We start from the raw sequence: 26073 nt of genomic DNA, 5'->3' as shown, positions 1-26073 counted from the left end.
TAGTTTGGAAATTATAAATATTAACACTCTAGATTTGAGAGTGAAAAATCCGTTTGTTAGTGATTATTGGTCAAAAGTTAAATCATTAAATCATTGGAATTCTTATGCTTTTTTAATTAAAGAGAATAATAATGAGTTTGAATTATTACTAATGACTAAAAAGATTTTTTGTAATTATTATATAGGATATATACCTTTTTCTCCTGTTTCAATTAAAAGCGTTAATCAAATATCTTTGAATACTTTTTATTCTGCCCTAAGAATAATAAAGAAAATGTTAAAAGAAAAATGCATATTATTAAAAGTAGATTTGCCTTTTGAATTTGTTAATGTTGACATAAATAAAACTAAATTTAGATTTTCTAAAGAGAGTATTCAACCTGAGGCTACTGTAAGAATTGATTTAACGAGATCTTATGATGAAATACTATCTGAGTATAAAAAAAGGGCAAAAAGAAATTTAAAAAAGAATGAAGGAATAATAGAAACAAAAGAAGTTGAAATTAATGATATTAATATTAATCTTTGGTATTCTATTTATCAAGAAACAGCTAAAAGAGATGGTTTTAGTTTAAGAAACTTAGATTATATTAAATCTGTTTTATATACTAATAGTGATGTAAATAAGAAGTTTATATTTTCTTATAAAGATGGGAACTTAGTTGGAGGATTAATTATTATTTATTCTGAAGATTTAGCTATCTATCTTTTTGGTGCTTCTAAAAAATTAGATAAGCATTCCCCAAGTTATTCAATGCAGGATTATGCTATTTATAAATTGAAAGAAATAGGTGTTAAATCTTATGATTTTCATGGTATTGGTTTAGATAATAAATCATCACATTTAAAAAGTCTTACTTTATTTAAAACTTCTTTTGGTGGATGTGTATATAAAAGGCCAAAAACTCTTGATTATCCAATAAATAAATTTATGTATTTATTGTATAAAGCTGCAGAAAAAATTAGAAATGCTATTTATCGATAATTAATTTCACACTTTTTTTGAATTGATTTCCTCTATCAAATTCATTTATAAATAACTCAAAACTAGTTGCTCCTGGTGATAATATTACAACCTTCATTTCTCTTGATTGATCTTCATTTGCTAAATTATATGCTTTATTAACAGCTGATTTCATTTGTTTATAAGGTCCATTATACTTGATTTTGTTATCTTTTAAGTAAGGAATTAACTTGTTTTGAGTAAAACTGCCATCAAGTAATGTAATTGAAGAAACTTTATGAAATACATTAATTAATGTTTTAACCTTTAAATTTTTATCAGTTCCACCGCATATTAAATGCAAATTTACATCTCTAAAATGTGAAATACTAAAAGCTATAGCTTCAGGGATAGTTGCAGCACTATCATTAACAAATAATATATTTTTATGAATTCCTAGCCATTCTATTCTATGAGAAACTCCACTAAACGTATTTAAATGTTTTAATATAGTATCAGATTTTATTTTTAGTGAACTAAGTGCTTTGTATGCTGGTATTAACTCAGGAGTGTTTGATAAATCTATATTAAGTTTAGTTTCTAAAAAAATGAGATTTCTTTTCTTTATATTGGTTTTTTCTAAAACACTTTTTTCAAAAGCTTTAGGACAAATTACTTGTTTAGTATTTTTTGTAAATAGTTTTAATTTATCTTGTAAATATCTTTCCATAGAATCGTAAGAGTTTTGATGGTCTTCTAATAGGTTAGTAAATACTGCGACTTTTGTTGATGGAAATTCTTTTTCTAAATATAAAAAAGTATCTCTTAGTTGCCAAGAAGAAAATTCGCATACTAGATAATCAATTTTTTGATCATTTTTCTCAATATAAGATGCAATTTCAAATGCACTAATACCCATATTCCCAACTAATTTTACATTATAATTTAATTTTTTTAGAACATGAAAAATTGCATGTGATGTTGTTGTTTTGCCTTTTGTTCCAGTAATTCCAATAATTTTTATCTTATTTAAATTGTAATTATTAATTAAAAAAGCAAAATCATTAGTGATTCTTTTAGCATATTTAAGATATATATTGTTTGGTAAAATTGAAGTGTTTTTTACTACTAAATCAGCCCATAAAAAATCTTCTTTTGAGTGCTGTCCTAGGTGGAATTTAGCTCCTAATTTTTCTAGTATATTAATAGCTTTTGTAAAAGATTTTTCTAATTTAATATCCGTAATTAATACTTCATTTTTATGTTCTAAAAAGTATTTAGCTGCTGAAAAACCTCCACCATTAACACCTAGACCAAAAATTAATACTTTCATCTATTATAATATCTCTCCCTAAATATGAGTATATACTTGTTTTTAAATGAAAAACAATATTTTTTTTTATAAAAATATATTAAATAAGTCGAAAATAGTTTGAAAAACTCATTATTATTTCAATAATTAGTCTTGAAAAATAGTTATAAAATTAATATTCTTACACAGTGGTTTGTTGTGGTGAATTACTTAATTAGTATTTTAATCATAATAGCTATAAATTAATAAACAACTCCGGGTCACGTTGTGATAATTAAAACCGGGTAATCATATTGAAGGAGCTTTACAGTGCCTTGTGGAAGAAAAAGAAAAAAGCATAAGATTGCAACTCACAAGAGAAAGAAAAAACTAAGAAAGAACAGACATAAAAATAAGTAATTCTTAGGCGATTCTTTGCAATTCGCTTTTACTGCTAGTCAGTACTCGGCTATTAACCGTCGGTTATTTCTCCGACGGTTTTCTAGCGAACAGTGTCAGTTGTTGTGTTTGAATGGCAAACACACGCTTTATAATTTAATTAATTTGCAAATTTAATTATAAAGAAGCCTCTTTATCCACTATTTGTGGATCTTTATGTCCGTAAGGAGGACGCATGAGAAATTATGAGTTCACAATTATCTTCAGAGCAAACGAAGAAGATACTCAAGCTGGTCTAAAACAAGTTTCTAGTTTGTTTGAGGCAGCAGGTGTTGAAATCACCAAGCAAGAAGACTTGGGCGTTAAATTATTCGCCTATGAAATGAAGAAACAAGATAAAGGTCATTATTATTACTATGAAATTGCTGCAGACCCATCATCTATTGTTACTTTCGAAAAAAAATTCTTACTTAATAACTCAATTATTAAATTCTTATTTGTTAAAAAAGAAAATTAATATTTGATGTATGGAGATGGTTTATGGCTACTGATTTAAATATTGTTGCATTAGTTGGAAGGTTAACAAGACCTTGTGAAATGCGTTATACAAATTCTGGATTTGCTATTTGTTCTTTTTCTCTTGCGGTTAATCGCAGAAAAAAGAATCCTAATGGTAATTGGGAAGATAGCGTAAGTTTTTTTGATTGTACCTTTTTTGGGAAGGCTGCAGAAGGTGTTAGTTCATATTTAACACAAGGGCAGCAAGTATCTATTAATGGTTACTTAGATCAACAAAGTTGGGAAACTAATGGACAAAAAAGAAGTAAGGTTGTAGTCATTGTAAATTCATTGAGTTTGTTAGGAAGTAAAAATAGTAATTCTAATTCAAATCCTTATAAGCAAGCTTATGAAAATAATAGGAATCAAAATCAAAACTTCAATTCCAACCAAAATAATACTGGTAATCAACAATTTGGAAATACTGGGAATAATTATCAAAATAATCCTAGTAACCAAAATAATTCATTTAATAATGCAAATAATGCACCAATTAATAATGGACCTGAAGATTTTGCTGATGACATTCCATTTTAAGATTTTAGGAGAAACGAATAATGCGCGAAAATAATGACGCTAAAGAAGAAAAGAAAGAAAGGGCCCCTAGAAAAGGTGGAGCTCGCCGTGGCGGTTTTAGAAAAAAGGTATGTAGATTCTGTGCAAACAATACTACACCAGATTATAAGAATCCTGAACAGTTAAAAAGATACACAACAGACAGAGGTAAAATCCTTCCTGCACGTATTACAGGTAACTGTGCTAAGCACCAAAGAGCTGTAACAGCTGAAATTAAAAAAGCACGTATTTTAGGATACTTACCTTTCGAAAAGAAATAAAAGAGGTTATATGGTACTAATCGATAGAAGAAATAACTCAATATACATTGCTACAGTAATGAGTGCTGTTTTTTACTTAATTGGGTTTACTTCATTTTTATTGGTTTTACCTTTACTTTATTATTATTTTCGAAGTAAAGAGAGAGAAAAAACCTTATATGCATTAGCTATTTTATTAGTTTTTGTTTTAGCTGTTGAATTAGTTCCCTTAAGGGATCAACTTTCAGATAAAAGTGTTTTAGGTATTCTCTCAATTGGGTTGTTCTTACCGGTAGTATTAATAGGATGTTCAATTGTTTGGATTTTATTAGACGAATATCGGTTGTTAGTAAGGTATGTATCAAGTTCAGCAATCGTTGCATTGATGATGGTAATAATCGGAATATGGTTTAAAACAGATTCAGAGATGGCTTTAGCAGTAGATGAAGCTATAGTTGACGCACTGAATACAATATTAAATCAAGACACTCAACAAACTTCTTTAGTTTTAGGAGTTCCTATAGATGAGTTATTCTCTACTATGAGGTTGGTTGTTTTTTCAATGTTATTACCTTTAGGCGCAGGTTGTTTTGGCTTTAATGCTTTTTTTGCTTTATCTACTCCCACTTATGTAGGAGATGAAAGTTTTGATGATAAAGTAATGAACTGGAAACTGCCAGAAATATTTATGTGGCTTTTTTTGATAAGTCTTGTATTATTATTATTAGGAGTATTTATAGATTTTCCTATAGGTCTTTCATTAGTAGTAATTAATATAGCTTTATATTTAGCTTTATTGTTTTCAATACAAGCTTTATCTATATTATTATATAGACGTCGAATAAAAGGTTACCATACAAGAGCTGCAAGAGTTTTTGGATTGGCATTATTTTTAATAATACTATTTCAAGGTTTGAACATAGTTGCTGTCGTCGGATTACCTATTATAGGTGTTTCGGAGACATGGTTTACATATAGAAAGTAAGAGAGAAGGAGTTTTCAATATGAAGATTATTCTTAATCAGGATGTAATAAACCTCGGTGAAGAGGGTGATGTAGTAGTAGTAAAAGATGGATATGCTCGTAACTATCTATTACCACAAGGATATGCTGTAGCATATAATAAAACTAATTTAGCTATTGTAAATAGTCGTGCAAAAGCTATTGAAGCTAGAAAAGCAGAAAAGAGAAAAGCTTCTGCAAGCTTAAAAGAAAGATTAGACGATTTAACATTAAATTTAGTTGTATCAGCTGGTGATACTGGTAAATTATTTGGTAGTGTTACTTCTTCAATGATTCAAGAAGCATTAGCAAAAGAAGGAATTGAAATCGAAAGAAAGAAGATTGAAGTTGCTTCTAACATGATCAAAATGGTTGGTAATTATTCAGTACGTATCCATTTATATGAAAAAGATTATGCTGTTGTAAAAATTGTTGTTGAAAGTGAAGCTCAAATTAAACAACGTCAAGCTGAAGAAAAGAAAGCAGCAGAATTAGCAGCTAAAGAAGCAGCAGCTGCTGAAGAAGCAAAAGAAGTAGTAGAAGAAGCTCCTGTAACAGAATAATAGGAGTTAATACTATATGGCATCGTTTGAAAACAATATGCGCATCTTACCAAGTGATGAAGCAGCTGAAAAAGCAATATTAGGCTCTGTTTTGTTAGATAGTTCTATAATGAATGAATTATCTACAATAATAGGAGCTAATGACTTCTATAAAAATGGGCATAGAGAATTGTTTCAGACGATGCTTGATTATTTTCAAGACAATCCTAACAATATTATAGATATTATTACTTTAGTTGATAGTCTTAATAAAAATAATAAACTTGAAGTTTGTGGTGGTGTTTCTTATTTATCAAGTTTGACTAGTGATGCTCCATCATCATCAAACGCAATTATATACGCAAAAATGATTAAAAAATTATCTATGCGTAGAAAATTAATAACTATTGCAACTTCATTAAAAGATGATGCGTTTGATTTAACTCAGGATGTTTCATCTTCAATTGATAATGGCGAAAGTTTATTATCTGATTTAGCCTCTAATGGAAATGTAGCTGGAGATTATGTTTTTGCACCTGATTTATTAATGAGTGTTATTACAACTATTCAAGATAGAACAAAAGATGATAGTTTTATCGGTTATAGTACAGGCTTTAATGAATTAGATAAAAGACTTTCCGGTGGGTTTAAAGAGCAGGATTATGTAGTAATAGGAGCTCGTCCATCTATAGGTAAAACAGCATTTGCATTAACTGTTGCTTTAAATATGATTATTATGCATTCATATAGAGTTGGTTTTTTATCATTAGAAATGAAGGCTACAGATTTACTTGAAAGAGCAATTACAGGTATTAGTAATGTTGATTTTTCTCATATCAGAAATGGTTTATTAACTGATAATGAATTAGAAGAAATTTTTGAAGCTTGTGATCATTTATCAAAAAAAGAATTATATATTCAAGATACACCAAACATGCAATTAAATGATATTAGAACTCAAGCTAGAAAAATGAAAAGAGAGAAAGATATACAATTATTATTTATTGATTATATTGGTTTAATTCAAAATTCAGACAATTCAATACCTAGACATGAACAGATAGCTAATATTTCTAGAACTTTAAAACAATTAACTCGTGAATTAAATATACCTATTATAGTTTTATCCCAAGTTGGAAGACAAACCGATGGCCAATTACCTAGATTATCAGATTTGAGGGAATCCGGCTCTATCGAACAAGATGCTGATGTTGTAATTTTATTACATAGAAATAATGCAGAAGAAGCAGTTATACAAAAAACAGAAGTTCTTGTTGCAAAAAATAGAAATGGTGAAACCGGTAAAATTGAATTGGGCTTTCATCGAAATATCGTTAAATTCGAAGAACTTTCTCGCGATTTCAATGCGAATACTCAATAAATAAACTCCTTCAGTAAAGAACTGAAGGAGAACAGAGAAAGAAACCATATACAAAAAGGAATATATATTATATATGGATTTCTATTTTAGTGTGTTTATAGATTAAGCATTTTTGTTAGCTTTCTCTTCTAATCTTTCTTCCCAAAGTCTATCAGCTACTGGAGCCCAAGCTTTTGCATATTCTTTAGTTTTAGAAACTAGATGAGTTGCTTGTTCCGGTGCTTCTAAATCTGTTGATTCTGCTTTAGCTTCTTTTACCATTTTTGGTAAGAATTCAGGATTTTCTAGCATTGGGCATGGCCTAAACATGTTTTTATTGAAAGGTTGATTCTTTCTATATTGCATGAATAATGGTTGTTGTAAGGCTTCTAGTATAGTGTTTTCATGAATATTTGCAGTAGAATAATGTATAAATACACAAGGTTCTACATCTCCATTAGGATTAATATGTAAAAAATGCTTTCCACCAGCAATACATCCTCCAACAAATTCACCATCATTTTGGAAGTCTAACATAACAATAAGATGATCATTATTTTCTCTTCTTTTCTTTCTTAATGTTTTTAACATGAATTCTCTTTGTTCAGGAGTTGGAATTAATTCGTTACCTGTATTTTGACCTACAGGCATAAAATGAAAATACCATGCCCATAAACAACCTTTATTTACTAAAAGTTGTAAAAATTCATCACTAATTACAGTTTCACAGTTTTTACTAGTCCAACATACTGAAGTACCAAATGGAAGTTTATATTTTTTAAGTAAGTCCATTGAAGCCATTACTTTATCAAAACAGCCTTCACCTCGTCTAAAGTCATTTTGCTCTTTGAAACCTTCTAATGAAATAGCTAATATAATATTTCTACATGCTAACATTTCTTTACAAAATGCTTCATCTACTAATGTTCCATTAGTAAAACAGTGGAAAATACAATCATTATGTTTTTTTGCAAGTTTTATAAGATCTGCTTTTCTTACTAAAGGTTCTCCACCTGTTAATAAATACATGTGAGTACCCAATTCTTTTCCTTGAGAAACGATTGAATCCATATCTTCAAAAGATAAATTATGTTTTGGGCCATATTCTCCTGACCAACAACCTTTGCAATGCATATTGCAAGCGCTTGTTGGATCAAACATCATTGTCCAAGGAACATTACAATCATATTTTTCACTTGATTCTCTAACTGTATTTAATCCACGATATCCAGCTTCATAACCTAAATTTAGTAACAGTGTTTTAACAATTTTTGGATCAACATTTTTAATCAAATTCTTTGCATATCTCATCCATTTTGAGTTTGGATCTGAAGTTGCTTCAGCAATACCTGAAAACGCATTGCCTCCAGACATTTTTTTATCTTTTTCTGTAGGTTTGAAATATTTATTAAATAGATTAATAATATCATTTATTCCTTGTTCTTCATTATTCTTTGCGTGATTTATAGCTATATCTAATCCAGCACTTATAGCAGTTCTTGCTGCTTTATGTGGAATTCCCATATGTAGCCTCCTATATATTTAGATGATAGTATCCTTAAATTTTATTTAAAAGGGTCAATATTAAAATTGTGTATAAAAAAACCCCACATATTGATATTTGTGGGGGTGTATATAAACCTTATAAGTTATTGTTATTTATATTAAGGAAAGAAAATATCTGATATCTACAAAATACATTACAGAAAATAATATAATAACAAAAATTAAACCTATAATCTGAGATATCCAATAATGTTTAGGTGAAATTTTTTTCTTTCTAATCATCTCTAATAAAGAAATTAGCATTTGTCCACCATCAAATGCTGGAATCGGAAGTAAATTGGCAATTGTTAAAGAAATTGATACAACGGCTAAAAGATATAAAAAAGCTCTTATTCCACTTGCAATATTATTTTCAAAGCCTAATACAGTAATATTTCCTATCATTAATGATGCTCTCATAGGACCTGTAAATACAGTTCTAATGTCATTAGTATTTCTAGTTATTAAGTTTTTAATGCTGATTATTGTATCATTAAATAAATTAATAGCCATGTCAAAACCTTCAGTTAATGCAAGTGAAATTGATTGACCTTCAATTTTTTTTGTTGGAGCAGAGAGTGAAAAATTATTTTTAACACTACCGTTGGTATTTGTTTCAGGTGTGTAAATAATTGTTTTTATTTTTTTATCCCGATTTATTGTTAGAGAAATTGAATCAGTTTCAATATCTTTGAAAAAAGTTAATAAATCTAAATTGTTTGAAATTTCATTTCCATTAACCTTTGTTATTATATCTCCTTTTCTAAGTCCAGCTTTATATTCTGGAGAAAATAGTCTGACAAGAGATATTTGTGTATCAATAATATAAGTGATTCCATAGCGATAAGAATCAGCCTCAGTTTTTTCACCTACAATAATTAAATTATATAATTTATCATTTCTTTCAACTAATAAAGATATTTCACTAGAGTTGTTTTTTGCTAATTCATTTCTAAAATTTTGCCAATCTTCTATTTCTATATTATTGAATTTAATAATTTTATCATATTTTTCTAGTCCATAAATGCTTGCAGGACTAATTTGATTCTCAAATAGGATAGGGTATTCATCAATAGGAGTAATTGTTGCAGGAATAGATAATTCTTGATGAGGAGTTGTAAATAATGCTGTACATAGAAGAATTGTTAATAAAAAATTGGTTGTTGGTCCTGCTAGGTATGTTAAGAACTTGTAAATAGGTTTTACTGAAAACAAAGAACCACTTTCAATATGTATAAATTTATCTTTATTGTGATCTAGTGCTCTTGTTAAATCATCGGCTCCTTTCATTTTACAATACCCACCAAATAAAAACCATGAAATTCTATATTCAGTATGTCCTATTCTTTTACCAATCATTTTTGGACCAAATCCGACAGAAAAAATTTCTACATCAATTTTGAATATTCTTGCAGCAATGAAATGCCCAATTTCGTGTAATAGAACTATAATCCCTACACCAAGAATACCGACAGCATATTTTATTATTGTTGATAAAATTTGATCCATATTTAATTATACCATTAAATTGAATAATTTAAATCATACTGTTTGCAATAATTCTTGCTTTTTTATCAACTTCTAATACGTCATCAAAATTTTTAATTGTATAGGAGAAGTCCTTTTCTAAAGTTTTTAAAACTAAATCTTGAAGTTTGAGATAAGAAATATCTTTTCGCAAGAAAGCATAAACTGCTTCTTCATTAGCTGCATTAAAAGCAATTGGATAGCCTTGTTTTTTTTCTAGGATATCATAAGCACATTTTAATAAAGGGAATTTATCATAATTAGGTTTTTCAAAAGTTAATGATAGATTAGTGAAATCTAAAGGTTTTACTAATTCTTCATTTGTATAATCATTTAATATTCCTTCTATTATAGGTAAGGACATATTAGGTGTTCCAAGTTGTGCATATATAGCACCATCATGCATTCTAATCATTGAATGTATGATACTTTGAGGATGTACACTTACTTCAATGTTATTAGCTTCAAATCCAAACAAATATGAAGCTTCTATAACTTCTAGTGCTTTATTTGCTAGAGTGGAACTGTCAATTGTTATTTTTTTCCCCATTTTCCAAGTTGGATGGTTTAATGCTTTTTCAACTGTAATATTTTTAAATTCGTTAAAATCTAATGTTCTAAATGGACCACCACTTGCAGTTATAATAAGAGATTTAATATTTTCTTTTTTATGTGATTCTACTAAAGCTTTTAGAGCAGAATGTTCACTATCTACAGGTATAATTTTGCAATTATTTTTTTTAGCTAAATCAAAAATAAAAGAACCACCTGTTACAACAGATTCTTTATTAGCCAAAGCAACATCTCTATTATTATTTAATGCTTTAATTGTTGCATTAAGGCCGTCAAATCCTGCTATGCCATTTAATACTACATCACATTCTATATTTTTTAGTAGATCATCAATTGAATTAAAATAATTGAAATTTGTATTTCTGTAATCAGAATTCGTGAGTAATAAATTTGATATATTATGTTTTAAGGAAATTTCTTCAAGTTTTTTATAGTTAGTATTTGCACTTATGGCTACAACTTCAATAGGTAAAGTCTTCTCTTCTATAGCTTTTAAACAAGTTGATCCTATGCTTCCTGTCGCACCTAAAATAATTACTTTTTTCATAATATCTTATCTTATAAATATTTCAATTAATAAATAAAAAACTGGAGCACTTGTAAGTAAAGAATCTAAATTGTCTAGAGCTCCACCACGTCCTGGAATAAAACTACCAGTATCCTTAACAGAAGTACTTCTTTTTATTACAGATTCGATTAAATCACCAATATTTGCACTAAATGAAATTGTTAATCCTAAAATACCTGCTTCAATAATAGTAATTGGGACTTTAAATAAAAGAGTAGCTACGATACTAATTAAAATGCTTGAAATTATTCCACCTACAAAACCAACAACACTTTTATTTGGGCTAGCTTTAATAAAGCCTCTTGAATTTTTTCCAAATAACATACCAAAAACATAGGCAAAAATATCATTAGAAAAAACAGCTAGTAGGAATAATGCATAAAGCGAAGAAACTGATTCAAAAGTGTTTAACTTAATAATAAAAGATAATAAATATCCAGGATATAATAAAGAAAAACTATTTATTGAAATTTTTAAAAATGAATTTTGAAAAGGTGTTTCTTGTTTAGTTCCATCATAAATCTCTATTGCAAAAGATAGGATTAATAAAAAAACAAAACAAAGATCAACTAAATTGTTAATATTTGTTATTGAACTTATCCATGCTGATAAAGGTAAAAGGCCTGTTAAATAAAAAGGTAAATTTGGAGTTATATCAAACTTCTTTTCAATTAATTGATATATTTCTTTACTTCCTAATAAAGTAAATCCAATTGCAACGATAGCAAATGCTAAGTGACCAAATTGAGGTAATAAAAAAATTACTATCAACAATAATGGTATGCCAAGTAAAGTAGTTAATAGACGTTGCTTAAGTGAGGACATTAAATTATACCTCCGAATTTTCGTATCCTAGATTTATAATCTTCAATTATTTTTATAATCATAGATTCATCCCAGTCTGGGAATAGTGTATCATAAAAACCTAACTCAGCGTAAGCACTTTCCCAAAGTAAAAAATTGCTTAGCCTTTTTTCTCCAGCACTTCTAGTTATCATATCAACATTAGGTACTATTTCACTAAATTGCATGTTAGATTTTATATCTTCTGCTGTAATTTGTGCTTTATTGTTATTTTTTATGTAAGAATTTACACTTCTAACAATTTCATCGTGGCCACCATAATTAATACAAAGAATAACCGTCAATTCATTATTATCTTTTGTTAAATTCTCAACTTTTGTTATAGCTTCTTGTGCATTTTTAGGTAGTTTTGAAATATCTCCACGAACTAAAATTCTTATTTTTTCTTTTTGATAAAATTTTATTTCACCAGGCAATTTGGAGGCAATTAGATTCATTAAATAATTAACTTCAGTATCAGGTCGCCTCCAATTTTCTGTTGAAAAAGCATATAATGATAAAAATTTAATCTCATTTTTTTTACTAGCAATTAAAATTTTTTTCAAAGCCTTAAGTCCAGCTAAATGGCCAGCAGTTCTAGGTAAGTTTTTAGCTTTTGCCCAACGACCGTTACCATCCATTATTATAGCTAAATGAGTTAAATTTTTAGATTCCATTATATCTCCATTATTTCTTTTTCTTTGCTTGATGCAACTTCGCCAACTTTTGCAACATAAGTATCAGTAATTTTTTGAACTTTAGTTTCGCCAACTTTAAGATCATCTTCACTGATTAAACTTTCTTTTTCCATTAATTTTAATTCATCAATAGCTTCACGGCGTAAATTTCTTAATCCAACTTTATATTTTTCAGCTGTTTGTTTTGCACTTTTAGCTAATTCTTTACGTCTGTCAGCAGTTAAAGCTGGGAAAGTGATTCTGATTAATTTACCATCATTATTAGGTGTTAATCCTAATTCACTTTTTAAAATTGCTTTCTCAATTGCAGGAAGAACTGTTTTGTCCCAAGGTTGAATTACAACCATTCTTGCTTCAGGAACTGAAATTGAACCAACTTGTGATAATGGAGTAGGTGCACCATAGTACTCAACTTGAATGTTGTTAAAAAGTGCAGCATTAGCACGACCAGTTCTAAGAGTTTGGTATTCATGCTCTAGAGCTTGAATAGACTTTTTCATTTTGCTTTCTAATGATTTTAATACTGTATCCATTTCATTCCTCCAAATATGAATAAGCTCACTAGTTGCCTAGTGAGCTTTGATTAAATTTGTTTATTAAGCGCCTGTTGAATACATTTGGAAACCTGTGATTTCTAATGTACAATTTGCAGCTTTTGCTACTTCCTTCATTTTTTGTGAAACTGATTTCTTATCATCTTTTACAAAAGCTTGATCTACGAAACAGATTTCTTTGAAGTGTTTAGCTAACATACCTTTTACAATATTAGGAACAATCTTTTCTGGTTTACCCATTGATAAAGCTTGTTTAGTAAAGATACCTTCTAAGTCAGCTATTTTTGCAGAATCAATTGCATCAGAATTTAAGAATTCAGGTGTAAATGCAGCAACATGTAATGCGCAATCTGCACAGAATTCTTTAACGCTTTCATTTTCAAAAGCTTTTGCACTATCTGCTTTAAATTCAACTAATACACCTTTTTCTCCAGCACCGTGAATATAAGTTGTAGCATATTCGTTATCTGCTAAATCAACAACAAAAACAGTTTTTAGTGACATATTTTCTTTAATTGTTGCAATTAAGCCAGTTACCATTGAATTTAATTCATCATTGATTTCAGAATAACCTTTAGTAGCGATTACTTCACACATTTCTTCGCCTAATTTTTTGAAATCATCATTTTTTGCAACGAAGTCAGTTTCACAAGAAATTTCTACTAAGATAGCTTTATCATTAGTAATTTTAGTGAAAATACGACCATTTTCAGTTGCACGGTCAGCTCTTTTAGCTACAGCAGCGAGGCCCATTTCTTGTAAAATTTTAGTTGCAGCATCAAAGTCACCTTCTGCTTTAACTAAAGCTTTTTTACAGTCCATCATGCCTGCACCTGTTGTATCACGTAATTTTTTTACGATAGCAGCTTTAATTTCCATCTTATATCTCCTATTCTTGGTATAGAGTTTTATCGTCTACTTCAATTCCAGCAACAACTGTTGAACCTTTTGTTTCTTCGTTGTTAGAATCATCATTTGCTTCGAATTTAGAAAGATCATTTTCTTCATCACTTGAGAATACTACGCTTTCTTTTTCTTCAACTACAGTTTCTTCAGCAGCTTCTTCTTCTAAGCTTTCAACAATTTGTAAGTTACCAGTTTCGTTGTCAGCATCAATAACTGCTCTTGAAATGATTTCAACAAATAATGAAATAGCACGGATAGCATCGTCATTACCTGGGATTGGGTATGTGATATCTGTAGGATCACAGTTTGTATCTACAACAGCAATTACAGGAATACCTAATTTTTTAGCTTCTGTAATAGCAATTGCTTCTTTTTTTGTGTCAACAACAAAAAGAGCTCCTGGTAAGTCTTTCATATCTTTGATACCACCAAGGTTCTTTTCTAATTTATTTTTTTGTTTTGTTAATAAAGAAACTTCTTTTTTTGTTAATGATTCAAAAGTACCATCACTTTCCATTTTTTCAATTCTTTTTAATGTAGCGATTGATTTTTTGATTGTTGAGAAGTTTGTTAACATACCACCTAACCAACGGTTATTTACGTATGGCATGCCGCAACGTTTAGCTTCTGTTTCAATAACTAATTGTGCTTGTTTTTTTGTTCCTACAAATAAGATAGACTTACCATCTTTAACGATAGTTCTTGCAGCTTCATAAGCTTCTACAATGCAAGTTGAAGTCTTTTGTAGGTCGATAATGTGAATCCCGTTTCTTTGTGAAAAAATAAAACGAGCCATCTTTGGATTCCATCTTTTTGTTTGGTGGCCAAAGTGTACGCCTGATTCTAGTAGGCTTTTCATTGTTACTACGGACATAATATCCTCTCCTATTCTGACGACTAGTACTTGATAAAACGCTCTTTGTTTACCAAGGTCGTCTCCCTTCGTATATATCTCACCTAATGGCGGAAATTTCTTAATCGTGGAATGATTAAGATGACTTTATTAAAGCAGAAATTTCATTTAGTGGCAACCCCACAGCAACGCTAAATTCACCTTTTGTTTCTTTAACTAAAGAGCATCCAATTCCTTGAATTCTATACGCTCCAGCAGCACCTTTCCATTCATCTAAAAATAAATAATCCATAATGCTTAAATCCGTTAAATTCTTAAAAGTAATATCTATAATATTATAACCTATCTTTATTCCTTTATTTGGTAGATAGATAGCATATCCTGAATATATTTGATGCTTATCATTACTAAGTCGTTTTAATATATTATAAGCTTCTTGCTTATTTTTAGCTTTCCCGATTAACTCGTTTTTATGAAAAATCATAGTGTCAGCTGCTAATATTATTTTATTTTCTAAAGTTCCATATTTATTAATATAAGCTTCTAATTTTTGGGAAGCTAAATCTGTTACTATTTCTTCAGGTTTTAGTTTTGTTGAAGTTTCATTTATATTAAGGCCTTTAACAATAACATTGAAACCAGCATCTTTTAATAAGTTTAGTCTAGCAGTTGAATTTGATGCTAATATTATAGTTTTCATTTTTTATATCTCCAATAAAGTTTGTAGCTCTTCTTCTTTTTCTAGCCATATTTCTTCATTGATTTCGAGTTGTTTTTCTAACTTTTCCTTTTCATTAATTACTTTATTTATTTTTTCTGCAACACTGTATACTTCTTCTTTACTCATTTCAATTTCTAACTTTTCAATTTTGCTTGTTATTGTTTCATTTTCAATGAGTAACTTTTCATTATCTCTTTTTAATTTATTAATTTTATTATTTTTTTCTCTTTGTGCTTTATAACTTAATGCTCCTTTAGATTCAACCTTAACTATGGTTTCTAAAGCAGTATTATTTTCAGCTTCTTCATATTTCTCTTTTTCTTCTAATTTATATCTAAAGTAATTATAATCTCCTTCAAAAAATACAGGGGAGTCATCACTTAAATATAATATTCTATTTGCTAAATGTTCAATAAAATATGTGTCGTGACTAACAAAAATCATGGTTCCATCATAATTTTTTAAAGCTTCAATCAACATTTCTTTTGCGTTTATGTCTAAATGATTTGTAGGTTCATCTAATATTAATAGATTTACAGGATGCATTAATATTTTTAATAATGCTAATCTGCTTCTCTCTCCACCACTTAAAACACTAACTTTTTTAAATACATCGTCTCCTTGGAATAAAAAAGCACCTAAGTAATTTCTTAACAAAGGAAGTTGATTAGTATTAGAAATAGCTTCTAATTCTTCGATTACAGAGTTATTAGGATTCAATGTCTTTTCAGTATCTTGAGCAAAATAACCTATTTGAACATTAGATCCCTCTATTATATCACCTGTATATGATTTATCTCTTTCACAAAGCATTCTCAATAAAGTACTTTTCCCTTTACCATTTCTTCCTGTAACAGCCAATCTATCGTTTTTTGAAACTAAAAAACTTAAATCATCAAAAATATTTAAATCGCCATAGTTTTTGTTTAGATTGTTTACTTTTAATACTTCGTTACCACTGTGTGGAGCATCAGGAAAAGTGAAATGAAGTTTTTTTAGGTGAGATGGGACCTCAACTAAGTCAATTTTTTCTATTTGTTTAATTCTGCTTTGAACCTGTTTAGCTTTTGAAGCTTTATATCTAAATTTTTCAATAAATTGTTCTGTTTTTTCTATTTGAGCAAGTTGTCTTTCTCTCAATTTTTTTTTCTGTTCAATTTCTATCTCTCTTTGTTTTAAATAAGAAGAGTAGTTACCGCTGTAATGAGATAAATTTCCATTAAACAGTTCAAAGACTTCAAATATTGTATCATCTAAAAAACCTTGATCGTGACTAACTAACATTAATCCACCTTTATAAGCTTTTAGATAGTTTTTAAGCCATATTCTAGCTTCGATATCTAAATAGTTTGTAGGTTCATCTAATAACATGATATCAGGATTTTCTAATAATACTTTTGCAAGAGCAATCCTCATTTGCCAACCACCTGAAAATTGATCACATGTTCTAGTAAAATCAGATAATTCAAAACCTAAACCAAGTAATATTTTTTCAATAGCCATTTTTCTATCAAAGTAGCCACTGTTTAATAATTCTTCTTGAATATTGTGTAACTTTAATAGAGTAGGTTCAAGATTTTCTTTTTCTATGCAGTTTTCTAATTTAGTTTCTAAGATTTGCTTTGTTTTTAATATATCATTAAATCTGTGGTAACTTTTTTCAACTTCATCAAATAATGTATCTGTTTCAAAAACTATATCACTTTGAGGAAGGTAAGATATTCTAAGCCCTTTTGTTGTAGCAAGTTCCATGCTATCAGCTTGGATATCTCCATTTATTATTTTTAATAGAGTTGATTTTCCGCTACCGTTGCCTCCAACGAGAGCAGATCTAGATCTTTCATTTAACATAAAGTTAACGTTTAATAATAAATCTCGATCGGAAAAAGCTAAATTTATGTGTTGAACTTGTAGAGTTCCCATTCTTTTCTCCATTTTTTATGTTGATAAGTAATCTTATTACCGTTATTATAGAGTTTATCATATAGTCGTTTTTAATGACAACAGGAGGAGAGGTTAATTGATTTGCCTTACTACTACAGAAAATACATTAACTAAAGCCTTAAAACAAATTGAAAGAAATAGACCATATATTGATATGGTAGAATTACGTTTAGATTTGTTAGATGAAGGTGAATTAGCAAGCGCTCAAATATTTCCTAGATTATGTGCTTTGCCTACGATTGCTACATTTAGACGCGTATGTGATGGTGGAACATCAAAGTTAAGTGATAAAGCTAGAATAACTAAGCTTAGAGAGATTGTCCTTCAAGGTGATTTTTCATATGTGGATATTGAAGAAGATGTAAAAAAATCTGATTTAAAAATAAAAGGAGAAAATGATTCTCCTCGTTTTGATTTTGAAAATGAATTAAAACATAAAGGTATAAAAATAATAAGATCTTTTCATGATATGGAAAAACTTCCAGCTAATTTATTCTCTTTAGTTACTAAATTATCCAAAAAAGGTGATATCCCTAAAATTGCTGTTACACCTAATACAATAGTTGATGTTGTAACACTCTTTAGGATAAATGAAGAATTAAAAGATATAAAAGAAAAAATAATAATTGGCATGGGTGACTATGGAGTTTGTACTAGAATCCTTTATAAAAAAATTGGTTCTATGCTAACCTTTGCTTGTGAAAAAGAATTAGCTCCTGGGCAATTATCTGCAAAATCTTTAAAGCTATTATATAGAGCTGATCAGGTTAATAATAGAACGAATGTGTATGGAATTATTGGAAATCCTGTTTTACATACTGATTCTCCTAAAATTCATAATCCAGGATTTGATGCTATTCATTATAATGCAATATATGTACCTTTTTTAGTAGATAAAGTTAGAGCCTTTTTTAAACTTGCTGAATTAATTAAAATTCATGGTTTTTCTGTTACAATTCCCCATAAAAGAGATGTTTTACCTTATTTGGGTAAGATTACTAGGGAAGTTAAACAAATAGGTGCTTGTAATACTGTTACCAGAATACAAGGTATGTGGAAGGGAACAAATACTGATTATTATGGTTTTTTAGCTCCTATAGAGAAAGAAATAAATGAAAATTCAATTAAACATGCTTTAGTAATTGGAGCAGGTGGGGCTGCTAGAGCAGTAGTTTGGGCTCTTAGAAACCATCATGTAAAAGTAACTGTTGCTAATAGAACTTTGGAAAAAGCAAAATTATTAGCAAGTGAAACTATGAGTAATTATATTGAACTTGATAATATTTCTTCTTTAGAAGATTCTACTGACTTAATTGTTCAAACTACAATGGTTGGAATGGGACCATATATTGATGATGATATTTTAGAAAATTTTTCTTTAAATAAATCAATGATTGTATATGATTTAGTATATAAGCCTAGATATACTAAATTATTAAAAAGAGCTCAAGATGTTGATTGTAAGGTTATAAATGGGTGTGATATGTTAATTGCACAAGGAAAGCTTCAATTTGAATCTTTTACAGGTTATCACTATCCTCATTGGGTGCAAATTGATTTATAAAAAATAATGCCAATCATTTGAGATTGGCAAATTTTTTATCCTATTGTATTTTCTAAATCAGGTAGTCCTTCAATTTTTATTTTGACTATATCACCTTTTTTCATACCGCTTATCCCCCCTGGGGTTCCTGTTAGTATGATATCTCCTGGAAGTAATGTCATTATTGAAGATAAGTAACTTACTAAAAAAGGAACATCAAATATTAAATTACTAGTATTTGATTCTTGCATAATTTTTCCATTAACTTCGCTTGAAATTAATAAATTGCTTGGATCTAATTCTGTATTAATTACGTAACCAAAAGGGCAAAATGTATCAAAACCTTTTGCAATAGTCCATTGCCCAGTTTTAGGTTGTAAATCTCTTGCAGTTATATCATTTGCACATGTGTATCCTAAAATGTAGTCATTAACATCTTCTTTTTTTACATCTTTTGCAGTTTTTTTAATTACTATAGCTAATTCTGCTTCATAATCTAATCTATTACACATATCAGGTTTAATAACAGTTTGCTTATGTGCTAAAGCACTTGTTGATGGTTTTAAGAAAACAATAGGACTTTTTGGAATAGGTAGTTCAAATTCAATAGCATGATCTTTGTAATTTAATCCTATACAAATTGCTTTTGAGAAATCACAAGGTGTTAATATTTCTACCTTGTTAATATCTATTTCTTTGGTTGTTTTAAAAAAGCCTTCAAAAGGATTGCCTTCATAAATTGTAATCGAATTAGTATCACAATTATAATTCCCAAAAAGTGTTTCGTTATTATATTTAAACCGTATAATTTGCATAATTACTCCTATTTTATTACGTAGTTCATGATTTTAGCATTATATATTTTGCTAATTGGTAATGTTATTGTTTCTAAAGTTGGTAGTTTTTTAGCAGTAACAAAATATTCAGTGCTATTTTCAGATTTTACTTTTTCAACTAATAATAATAACTCATGAGTAGAATAAGTAACTTTTAATACTGTATTTTCTTCTTTACCTGCCATTTTACATACATTTACTTTTCTTCTAAATTCAAAACCACTAGCACTTATGTCTGTTTCTAATACAAGAGGAGCTAGTTGAGATTCATCAACTATCATAGAGTTCCTTAATCTTGATAATAAATCTTGTTTTTCTGATTTATTAATTTCCATTAATTCTATTCTTCCTCTTAATATTCTTGAATTGAATTCTTTTTCACATACGGGATTGTAAAGAATTGTTTTTTCAAACTTACATAAATTACTTTCCATATTAACTAAAGTATTAAATATTGCAAGTTGATCATCTTTTAGATGGTAGTTGTTGCTAAGTCTCCACTGTTCGTTTGTATAAAAAGTTTCACTTTGGATTAAATCACCTTTTCTTCTTGGAACAATTAAACCAGCTTTTTCTAAATAATTAGTCCAAATTGCTTCATTTTCGCGAGACATTAGATAAACACCTTCGCTTAATTTAGCTAAAATAAATTCTTTTATTTCTGGATGATTGTCAATTATCATAGAAATTCTTTTATTTGTTTGAATAACAATTCCATCATAAACACTTAATTGACTGTATTGTTTTTCAATTAAATCAAAATAATTAATTGCGCTACAGTTTTTAATATTTTTGCAATTGTTGTTTATATAATTAATTACTTCATCTTTATGCATAGAGCTATCTAAAGCATCTCTAAAATCTTCTTTAGTTAATTTATAAGTAGTTTGTATATCGTATGAACTAAGCGAAGCAAAACGCCATAAAATATCATTTTTACCTCTCTCCCCAATATATTTGACCGTTAAATCAGTGTCAAAAATTAGAGGTTGGGGCAATTCGCATGCTTTTTCAAAAGAATTTATTTGATAGGTGGTCTCTTTTTTTATTATTATGTTTAACTCTAGTAATTTTTCAATAAATGTATCTATTTCAAAATTTTCAAATCGAATTGCTTGGGTAGATAAAACAAAAGTTAATGCTTTTTCATCAAAAGTTTTTAAATGTTGTAAAAATAATATTACTTTTCTAGCATATAAAAATGTAATTTGAAAATAATCATATAAAGGTGCAATTGATTGTGCAAAGAATAAAATAGCAATATCTAGATTTGATAAATCAATAAAATTCTGTAGTATTTCATACTCTATTGTATCAAATGGTTTAAATATTTCTAATTCTTCTAAGATTTTATCTACTTTATTTGTTTCTTCAATTAATTCTTCTGTTTCAAATGTTGGAAAAAGTTGTGAAACATAATTTCTTTTTTGATATTCAGTTAACTTTGGGTTTATTTTTACAATACTTAAATAACCTCTAAGAAATTCACTGTTAATAATATTCTTCTTTATATTAGGATCATATGTGTCATTGTTTGAAAAAATAGGATATAAAGTAGCTTTTTCTAATAATGCTTCTCCAAAAATAGGGTTAAGTATAAATTTATCATCCGTTGATAAGATTAACAATCTTTTACTTAAGTTAGATATATGTTCTATTAACGATACATAGCTAAAAGCTTCAATTTGTTCATTGTTTTCAAAATATGTGTAATATGAAAATTCATGATTTTCACTTTCTATTTTCTTTTCAAAAGGTTTGATTAAATTTAATATTTGATTAGTAGAAGCTCCTTCTGTGATATAGAATATCCCCAAAAGTAAACTGTCTACATAATCTATTGTAGACAATAAGGCTTTAGCTTTCTCTTCATTTAGGAAAAAACTAACTAAATTTTCGCTAACTATTTCTTGATTAAATGGAGTAGTAGTTTCTGGTAAAAAATTTCTTGCCTCATAATAAAACTTATCATTATCTAAATTTATTAACCAAGTTTTAAAAAAATCTGGGTTGCTTTTCATTTTTTTAATTAAACATCCTTCTATATTTGTTCTTCTTTATCATAAATTTCTATGGAATATTTATATCCTTGTTCTGCTAAGAACTTTTGTCTATTTAGTGCAAATTCTTCTTCATTAGAATTTTGTGTAACTAAAGAATAGAAGTGAGAGCTTATTTTTTTTGGTCTTAATATTCTTCCTAATCTTTGTGCTTCTTCTGCTCTAGATCCAAATGTTCCTGAGAGTTGTATAGCTACTGAAGCATCTGGTAAATCAATAGCAAAGTTTGCAACTTTTGAAACAACTAAAACCTTAATTTCTCCCTTTCTGAACTTTGAGTATAATTCATCTCTTTTTTTATTTGCAGTTGAGCCTGTAATTATTGGTGTATTTAATTCTTTTGCTACAACTTTAAGTTGAGATAAATATTGCCCAATTATCAATATAAATTCACCTTCATGTTTTTTTAATAGAGAATGTACTACTTCTAGTTTTCTAGGGTTTTCACTTGCAATCTTAAATTGTTCTCTAGGTTTTGCTAGTGCATATTTAACTTCTTGATCTAGCGGTAGAGGGATTCTAATTTCACTACAAAAAGCCTCAGCAATATATCCTCTTTGTTCTAACTCACTCCATGGTACATCATACCTTTTTGGGCCTACTAAAGAGAATACTTGATCTTCTTTATGGTCTTCTCTTACTAATGTTGCAGTTAGTCCAACTCTGTGTAATGATTGAAGTTCTGCAGTAACTTTAAAAACAGGGGCAGGGAGCATGTGAACTTCATCATATATAATTAATCCCCATTCACCTTTTGTTAATAATTCAAAATGTGGGAATGGTCCTATTTTATCAGGTCTCCAAGTTAATACTTGATATGTACAAACAGTAACTTTTTTTGCAGATTTGTTTTCACCAGTGTATTCGCCAATTTCTTCTCTACTTAAAGTTGTTTTGTCTGCTATTTCATTAACCCATTGATGAACTGATGCTACATTTGTTGTAATTACTAAAGTTCTTGTTGATAATTTAGTTAAAATATCTATACCAATAATTGTTTTTCCAGATCCGCATGGTAATACTATTGTTCCATAACCTGAGCCATCTTGAGCTTCTCCAATTAATGTGCTTGCAGCTTGTTCTTGATAATCTCTAATACTAAAATCTTTCCCTTCAAGAGTTTTATCCCTAAGTTTAACATCAATAGGTATTCCTTTTTTTAATGGTATTCTATCATCTACAGGATAACCTAATTCAATTAGCTTAACTTTAATCTCACCTCTATCAAGTTTTCTCAAAGCAAAAACACCATCTTTAACTTTAAATAGAAAATTATTTAATTCTCTATGATTTTCAAGAATTTTAAAGATTAGAGAATCATATATTTTTAGTAAATATACTTCTTCAAAAGAAGTTTTTACTTCATTTTTTATATCTTCATCGGTTTTAACAGTAGTATTAATGATTAATGAATCAAGAAGTTCTTGTTCTTCTTTTGTTAGCTCTATTCCTTCTCTTTTCTTTTTAGATAATTCTCGTTTTATCTTAGAGTTTTGAGCTTTAATTCTTAAATATTCATTTAATTGAGCATCAATTTCTTCATTTGTTCTTTTCTGCTTTATTTCTTTAAGTTTTTTCTCTACATTTTCTTCACGATCATCTTCACATAAAACTAGTTTGCCAAATCTAGAAGAAATGTCATCTATAAAAAATATAATGGAATCAGTTATAGGAAATTTTGACCATTTCTCTAATTTTTCAATAACTGTCTTACTAACAATATTACAAGATGCAGCATTCCAAAGTGAAATTGGGGTTAGTGCATATGTATGAATATGCTCAGGACTTTTTATTAAGTCACAAAAAGTTGATATATCATTTCTACACTCCTCAAATTGAGGGTGGTGGACATCTAAAAGTAAAGTTCTGTCACTTTGTACTATTAAAGGGGTATCTTTCAATTAAAAAGGCCTCCTGCATTCTTTTTCCATCATAAAATCTAAAGTAACTAAAGCAGCCATTGCTTCAACTACAACTACGGCTCTTGGGCAGATACAAGGGTCATGACGGCCCTTTATCTCTAGTAATTTTTCATTGTTATTTATATCTACTGTTTCTTGTGGGATAGAAATTGAAGGAGTTGGTTTAAAAGCAACTCTAAAGATAATATCTTGTGAGTTTGTAATTCCACCTAAAGTGCCACCGTTGTGATTAGAAATAAATCCTAACTTATTCATTTTATCATTAAACTCTGAACCTTTATATTCAGCAGAGCTAAATCCTTCACCAAGTTCAAACCCTCTTGCAGCTCCTAGACTAAGCATAGCACTTGCAAGGCGTGCTTCAAATTTGTCAAAAGTAGGTTCGCCAAGGCCAACTGGAACATTTGATATATGGCACTCAATTATTCCACCAATACTATCACCTTCTTCTCTTAGTTTTGAAAACAAAGTTTCTATTTCAGTTGCTTTTTGACTATCTGGGAAATGAGCATCATTATTATTTCTTTCTTCCCAATTGTATGATTTATCTAAATTATTAGCTTTAATATTTCCTATTTGAATAGTTGCGGCTTCAATTTTTATATTTTCTAAATCTAGATATTGTTTACAAACAGCACCTGCAATTACTCTTGTTGCAGTTTCTCTACCACTAGATCTTCCACCACCTCTAGGGTCACGAATATTATATTTATTATAATATGTGTAATCTGCATGTGAAGGTCTAAAAGATTTCTCTAATTCACTATAATCTTTTGAAATTTGATTAGTATTTTCAATTATTATTGTTAATGGTGTACCTGTGACTTTGCCTTTATACATACCTGATATTACTTTTAATTTGTCTTTTTCATTTCTCTTTGTACCAAATTTATTTCCACCAGGTCTTCTTCTATCTAATTCTAATTGTATTTTATCTAAATCAAGAGAAAAATTAGGCCTTAGCCCATCTATGGTAACACCTATTGCTTTACCATGTGATTCTCCAAAAGTAGTAATACTTATTAATTTTCCAAAGGAATTATTACCCATTATTTCTCCCAATTAATAATTTCGTTTTTTATAATTTCAAAAGCATCATTAATATTTAAATCGTCTAGCTTAATAGTCAATTTTGCTCTATCAATATATAGTGGTCTTCTTTTTATATATAATTGATGAAATTGATTTTTAGGATCTTCTTCTAAAAAAGGAGGTAAGCCTAAAAAATTTATTCTTTCAAATAAAACTTTTTCATCTAAATCAAGAAAGATTAAATTGTCACATAAATTAAAAGCTAGTTCGTTTTCACAAATGCCACCTCCTAATGCGATAATCTTATCTTCTTTTTTTTCATCTAGTAGTTTTTGTAAGCAATTATATTCAGCTGTCATAAAAGCCTCTTTACCCTCAGCGCTATATAACTGTCTTACACTTTCATATTTTATATTCATTTCGATATACTTATCTAAATCGTAAAATGGTAAATTTTTGTACTTAGCAAATAATTTAGCATGTGTACTTTTACCACTATGTTTTATTCCTGCAAAAAAGTATGTCATTAATTATTTATATCCTTATTATCATCAAATAAATCTGTCCATTGTTCATTTTGGCTATTTATTTTAGGTTTGATAAAACCATATTTTTCTTCTTCTTCTTTTAGTTTTTTTTGTGTTTCTATCTTATTTTTCTCTAATTGTTGAGTGTAAAGTGCTCCAAAATAATTGTTTTTCATTATTTCTCGTCGTTTATCTTTTGGTTTTCTGTTTTTCTTTATAGCTCTATAAAAGAACGCAATCATTAATAACCATAAAATAGAAATTATTAAAGCAGCGTAAACATTATTAGCTTTAGTTATAAATGGTGGGAAATTTGAAAAAAGGTTAAAATCTAAACTTTCACTTTTCATAATAGCAAAGCTTTGGTAAGCTTGAGATATAACAAAAATAATGTTAATAACTAGTGGGAAAATCCATGATAACCAATCTGGGGAGAATATGAACCTTATTATCATGAGTAATGATAATAGATAAATCATAAAAGTAAGTGTTGGAATAATATAATCCATTA

The 26073-nt window shown here is 28.6% G+C and carries 25 protein-coding genes; 8 read left to right on the top strand and 17 right to left on the bottom strand.

Features of this window, described 5'->3' with window-relative positions:
* Nucleotides 1-40: 40 nt before the first annotated feature.
* On the top strand, nucleotides 41-985 hold the full coding sequence (locus tag ACPKM0_RS06580; RefSeq protein WP_472474474.1) for a lipid II:glycine glycyltransferase FemX: 945 nt from the start codon (nucleotides 41-43) through the stop codon (nucleotides 983-985).
* Here the strand turns inward: ACPKM0_RS06580 and ACPKM0_RS06575 are convergent.
* Nucleotides 972-2276 carry a Mur ligase family protein gene (locus tag ACPKM0_RS06575; RefSeq protein ID WP_472474472.1) on the bottom strand — a complete coding sequence of 435 codons (1305 nt, stop codon included), beginning with the start codon at nucleotides 2274-2276 and terminating at the stop codon, nucleotides 972-974. The genes ACPKM0_RS06580 and ACPKM0_RS06575 overlap by 14 nt on opposite strands.
* Nucleotides 2277-2868: 592 nt before the next feature.
* On the opposite strand from ACPKM0_RS06575, the gene rpsF reads away from it, so the two are divergent.
* From rpsF to dnaB, 6 genes are read left to right on the top strand one after another with little or no spacing between them, the layout of a single operon-like run.
* Entirely contained in the window at nucleotides 2869-3150 is a 282-nt protein-coding gene (gene rpsF / locus ACPKM0_RS06570; protein ID WP_472474470.1) for a 30S ribosomal protein S6, read from the top strand.
* Between the two features lie 23 nt (nucleotides 3151-3173).
* On the top strand, nucleotides 3174-3728 hold the full coding sequence (locus ACPKM0_RS06565; RefSeq protein ID WP_472474468.1) for a single-stranded DNA-binding protein: 555 nt from the start codon (nucleotides 3174-3176) through the stop codon (nucleotides 3726-3728).
* A gap of 20 nt (nucleotides 3729-3748) precedes the next feature.
* A complete protein-coding gene (rpsR, locus tag ACPKM0_RS06560; RefSeq protein ID WP_472474466.1) occupies nucleotides 3749-4027 on the top strand; it encodes a 30S ribosomal protein S18 in 279 nt (92 codons plus the stop codon).
* Nucleotides 4028-4037: 10 nt separating this feature from the next.
* Entirely contained in the window at nucleotides 4038-4991 is a 954-nt protein-coding gene (locus tag ACPKM0_RS06555; RefSeq protein ID WP_472474465.1) for a hypothetical protein, read from the top strand.
* A gap of 19 nt (nucleotides 4992-5010) precedes the next feature.
* Nucleotides 5011-5571: a 50S ribosomal protein L9 gene (rplI, locus tag ACPKM0_RS06550; RefSeq protein WP_472474463.1), complete on the top strand. Its 561-nt coding sequence runs from the start codon at nucleotides 5011-5013 to the stop codon at nucleotides 5569-5571.
* Between the two features lie 16 nt (nucleotides 5572-5587).
* The gene (gene dnaB, locus ACPKM0_RS06545) at nucleotides 5588-6931 is read left to right on the top strand and encodes a replicative DNA helicase (protein ID WP_472474461.1); all 1344 of its coding nucleotides are present in this window, start codon (nucleotides 5588-5590) and stop codon (nucleotides 6929-6931) included.
* Nucleotides 6932-7033: 102 nt separating this feature from the next.
* Here dnaB and ACPKM0_RS06540 read toward each other — a convergent pair whose 3' ends face one another.
* The 10 genes from ACPKM0_RS06540 to ACPKM0_RS06495 all read right to left on the bottom strand — a co-directional run bounded on the left by ACPKM0_RS06540 (nucleotide 7034) and on the right by ACPKM0_RS06495 (nucleotide 17621).
* Nucleotides 7034-8434, bottom strand: coding sequence for a radical SAM protein (locus ACPKM0_RS06540; protein ID WP_472474459.1), 1401 nt, complete (start codon nucleotides 8432-8434; stop codon nucleotides 7034-7036).
* Nucleotides 8435-8569: 135 nt separating this feature from the next.
* Nucleotides 8570-9964 carry an RIP metalloprotease RseP gene (gene rseP / locus ACPKM0_RS06535; RefSeq protein WP_472474457.1) on the bottom strand — a complete coding sequence of 465 codons (1395 nt, stop codon included), beginning with the start codon at nucleotides 9962-9964 and terminating at the stop codon, nucleotides 8570-8572.
* A 28-nt stretch (nucleotides 9965-9992) separates the two neighbouring features.
* Nucleotides 9993-11102: a 1-deoxy-D-xylulose-5-phosphate reductoisomerase gene (gene dxr, locus ACPKM0_RS06530; RefSeq protein WP_472474455.1), complete on the bottom strand. Its 1110-nt coding sequence runs from the start codon at nucleotides 11100-11102 to the stop codon at nucleotides 9993-9995.
* 6 nt (nucleotides 11103-11108) lie between these two features.
* Nucleotides 11109-11948 (bottom strand): phosphatidate cytidylyltransferase, encoded by an 840-nt coding sequence (locus tag ACPKM0_RS06525; RefSeq protein ID WP_472474453.1) that lies wholly within the window; start codon nucleotides 11946-11948, stop codon nucleotides 11109-11111.
* The gene (gene uppS / locus ACPKM0_RS06520) at nucleotides 11948-12643 is read right to left on the bottom strand and encodes a polyprenyl diphosphate synthase (RefSeq protein WP_472474451.1); all 696 of its coding nucleotides are present in this window, start codon (nucleotides 12641-12643) and stop codon (nucleotides 11948-11950) included. Before uppS ends, ACPKM0_RS06525 begins: the two co-directional genes overlap by 1 nt.
* Entirely contained in the window at nucleotides 12643-13197 is a 555-nt protein-coding gene (frr, locus tag ACPKM0_RS06515; protein WP_472474450.1) for a ribosome recycling factor, read from the bottom strand. Before frr ends, uppS begins: the two co-directional genes overlap by 1 nt.
* A gap of 63 nt (nucleotides 13198-13260) precedes the next feature.
* On the bottom strand, nucleotides 13261-14097 hold the full coding sequence (gene tsf / locus ACPKM0_RS06510) for a translation elongation factor Ts (protein ID WP_472474448.1): 837 nt from the start codon (nucleotides 14095-14097) through the stop codon (nucleotides 13261-13263).
* A 10-nt stretch (nucleotides 14098-14107) separates the two neighbouring features.
* Entirely contained in the window at nucleotides 14108-14998 is an 891-nt protein-coding gene (rpsB, locus tag ACPKM0_RS06505; RefSeq protein ID WP_472474446.1) for a 30S ribosomal protein S2, read from the bottom strand.
* Between the two features lie 115 nt (nucleotides 14999-15113).
* Nucleotides 15114-15677: a Maf family protein gene (locus tag ACPKM0_RS06500; RefSeq protein WP_472474444.1), complete on the bottom strand. Its 564-nt coding sequence runs from the start codon at nucleotides 15675-15677 to the stop codon at nucleotides 15114-15116.
* A 3-nt stretch (nucleotides 15678-15680) separates the two neighbouring features.
* On the bottom strand, nucleotides 15681-17621 hold the full coding sequence (locus ACPKM0_RS06495) for an ABC-F family ATP-binding cassette domain-containing protein (RefSeq protein WP_472474442.1): 1941 nt from the start codon (nucleotides 17619-17621) through the stop codon (nucleotides 15681-15683).
* Nucleotides 17622-17718: 97 nt separating this feature from the next.
* Here ACPKM0_RS06495 and aroE point away from each other — a divergent pair, with 97 nt between their 5' ends.
* A complete protein-coding gene (gene aroE / locus ACPKM0_RS06490; protein ID WP_472474440.1) occupies nucleotides 17719-19206 on the top strand; it encodes a shikimate dehydrogenase in 1488 nt (495 codons plus the stop codon).
* 35 nt (nucleotides 19207-19241) lie between these two features.
* On the opposite strand, the gene ACPKM0_RS06485 is transcribed toward aroE, so the two are convergent.
* The 6 genes from ACPKM0_RS06485 to ACPKM0_RS06460 are packed head-to-tail and all read right to left on the bottom strand — an operon-like array spanning nucleotide 19242 to nucleotide 26071.
* On the bottom strand, nucleotides 19242-20000 hold the full coding sequence (locus ACPKM0_RS06485; protein WP_472474438.1) for a fumarylacetoacetate hydrolase family protein: 759 nt from the start codon (nucleotides 19998-20000) through the stop codon (nucleotides 19242-19244).
* Between the two features lie 8 nt (nucleotides 20001-20008).
* A complete protein-coding gene (locus ACPKM0_RS06480) occupies nucleotides 20009-22042 on the bottom strand; it encodes a hypothetical protein (protein ID WP_472474436.1) in 2034 nt (677 codons plus the stop codon).
* Between the two features lie 20 nt (nucleotides 22043-22062).
* Nucleotides 22063-23982, bottom strand: a complete 1920-nt coding sequence (locus ACPKM0_RS06475) for a DNA repair helicase XPB (RefSeq protein WP_472474434.1) — start codon at nucleotides 23980-23982, stop codon at nucleotides 22063-22065.
* Nucleotides 23983-25053, bottom strand: a complete 1071-nt coding sequence (gene aroC / locus ACPKM0_RS06470; protein WP_472474431.1) for a chorismate synthase — start codon at nucleotides 25051-25053, stop codon at nucleotides 23983-23985.
* Nucleotides 25053-25562 (bottom strand): shikimate kinase, encoded by a 510-nt coding sequence (locus tag ACPKM0_RS06465; protein ID WP_472474429.1) that lies wholly within the window; start codon nucleotides 25560-25562, stop codon nucleotides 25053-25055. Before ACPKM0_RS06465 ends, aroC begins: the two co-directional genes overlap by 1 nt.
* Nucleotides 25562-26071, bottom strand: coding sequence for a hypothetical protein (locus tag ACPKM0_RS06460; protein ID WP_472474427.1), 510 nt, complete (start codon nucleotides 26069-26071; stop codon nucleotides 25562-25564). The genes ACPKM0_RS06465 and ACPKM0_RS06460 overlap by 1 nt, the downstream gene beginning before the upstream one ends.
* Nucleotides 26072-26073: the final 2 nt, after the last annotated feature.

The sequence above is a fragment of the Pleomorphochaeta sp. genome (assembly GCF_050031695.1).
Taxonomy (GTDB): domain Bacteria; phylum Spirochaetota; class Spirochaetia; order Sphaerochaetales; family Sphaerochaetaceae; genus Pleomorphochaeta.
This window is presented reverse-complemented; position numbering and strand designations above follow the sequence as displayed.

Coding starts and splice junctions, on each gene's coding strand:
- rpsF (WP_472474470.1), top strand. CDS start 2,869: ATGAGAAATTATGAGTTCACAATTATCTTCAGAGCAAACGAAGAAGAT.
- ACPKM0_RS06460 (WP_472474427.1), bottom strand. CDS start 26,071: ATGGATTATATTATTCCAACACTTACTTTTATGATTTATCTATTATCA.
- rplI (WP_472474463.1), top strand. CDS start 5,011: ATGAAGATTATTCTTAATCAGGATGTAATAAACCTCGGTGAAGAGGGT.
- rpsB (WP_472474446.1), bottom strand. CDS start 14,998: ATGTCCGTAGTAACAATGAAAAGCCTACTAGAATCAGGCGTACACTTT.
- ACPKM0_RS06525 (WP_472474453.1), bottom strand. CDS start 11,948: ATGTCCTCACTTAAGCAACGTCTATTAACTACTTTACTTGGCATACCA.
- ACPKM0_RS06500 (WP_472474444.1), bottom strand. CDS start 15,677: ATGAAAACTATAATATTAGCATCAAATTCAACTGCTAGACTAAACTTA.
- aroC (WP_472474431.1), bottom strand. CDS start 25,053: ATGGGTAATAATTCCTTTGGAAAATTAATAAGTATTACTACTTTTGGA.
- ACPKM0_RS06565 (WP_472474468.1), top strand. CDS start 3,174: ATGGCTACTGATTTAAATATTGTTGCATTAGTTGGAAGGTTAACAAGA.
- dnaB (WP_472474461.1), top strand. CDS start 5,588: ATGGCATCGTTTGAAAACAATATGCGCATCTTACCAAGTGATGAAGCA.
- ACPKM0_RS06480 (WP_472474436.1), bottom strand. CDS start 22,042: ATGAAAAGCAACCCAGATTTTTTTAAAACTTGGTTAATAAATTTAGAT.
- ACPKM0_RS06555 (WP_472474465.1), top strand. CDS start 4,038: ATGGTACTAATCGATAGAAGAAATAACTCAATATACATTGCTACAGTA.
- tsf (WP_472474448.1), bottom strand. CDS start 14,097: ATGGAAATTAAAGCTGCTATCGTAAAAAAATTACGTGATACAACAGGT.
- uppS (WP_472474451.1), bottom strand. CDS start 12,643: ATGGAATCTAAAAATTTAACTCATTTAGCTATAATAATGGATGGTAAC.
- ACPKM0_RS06485 (WP_472474438.1), bottom strand. CDS start 20,000: ATGCAAATTATACGGTTTAAATATAATAACGAAACACTTTTTGGGAAT.
- dxr (WP_472474455.1), bottom strand. CDS start 11,102: ATGAAAAAAGTAATTATTTTAGGTGCGACAGGAAGCATAGGATCAACT.
- ACPKM0_RS06465 (WP_472474429.1), bottom strand. CDS start 25,562: ATGACATACTTTTTTGCAGGAATAAAACATAGTGGTAAAAGTACACAT.
- frr (WP_472474450.1), bottom strand. CDS start 13,197: ATGGATACAGTATTAAAATCATTAGAAAGCAAAATGAAAAAGTCTATT.
- ACPKM0_RS06495 (WP_472474442.1), bottom strand. CDS start 17,621: ATGGGAACTCTACAAGTTCAACACATAAATTTAGCTTTTTCCGATCGA.
- rseP (WP_472474457.1), bottom strand. CDS start 9,964: ATGGATCAAATTTTATCAACAATAATAAAATATGCTGTCGGTATTCTT.
- ACPKM0_RS06540 (WP_472474459.1), bottom strand. CDS start 8,434: ATGGGAATTCCACATAAAGCAGCAAGAACTGCTATAAGTGCTGGATTA.
- rpsR (WP_472474466.1), top strand. CDS start 3,749: ATGCGCGAAAATAATGACGCTAAAGAAGAAAAGAAAGAAAGGGCCCCT.
- ACPKM0_RS06575 (WP_472474472.1), bottom strand. CDS start 2,276: ATGAAAGTATTAATTTTTGGTCTAGGTGTTAATGGTGGAGGTTTTTCA.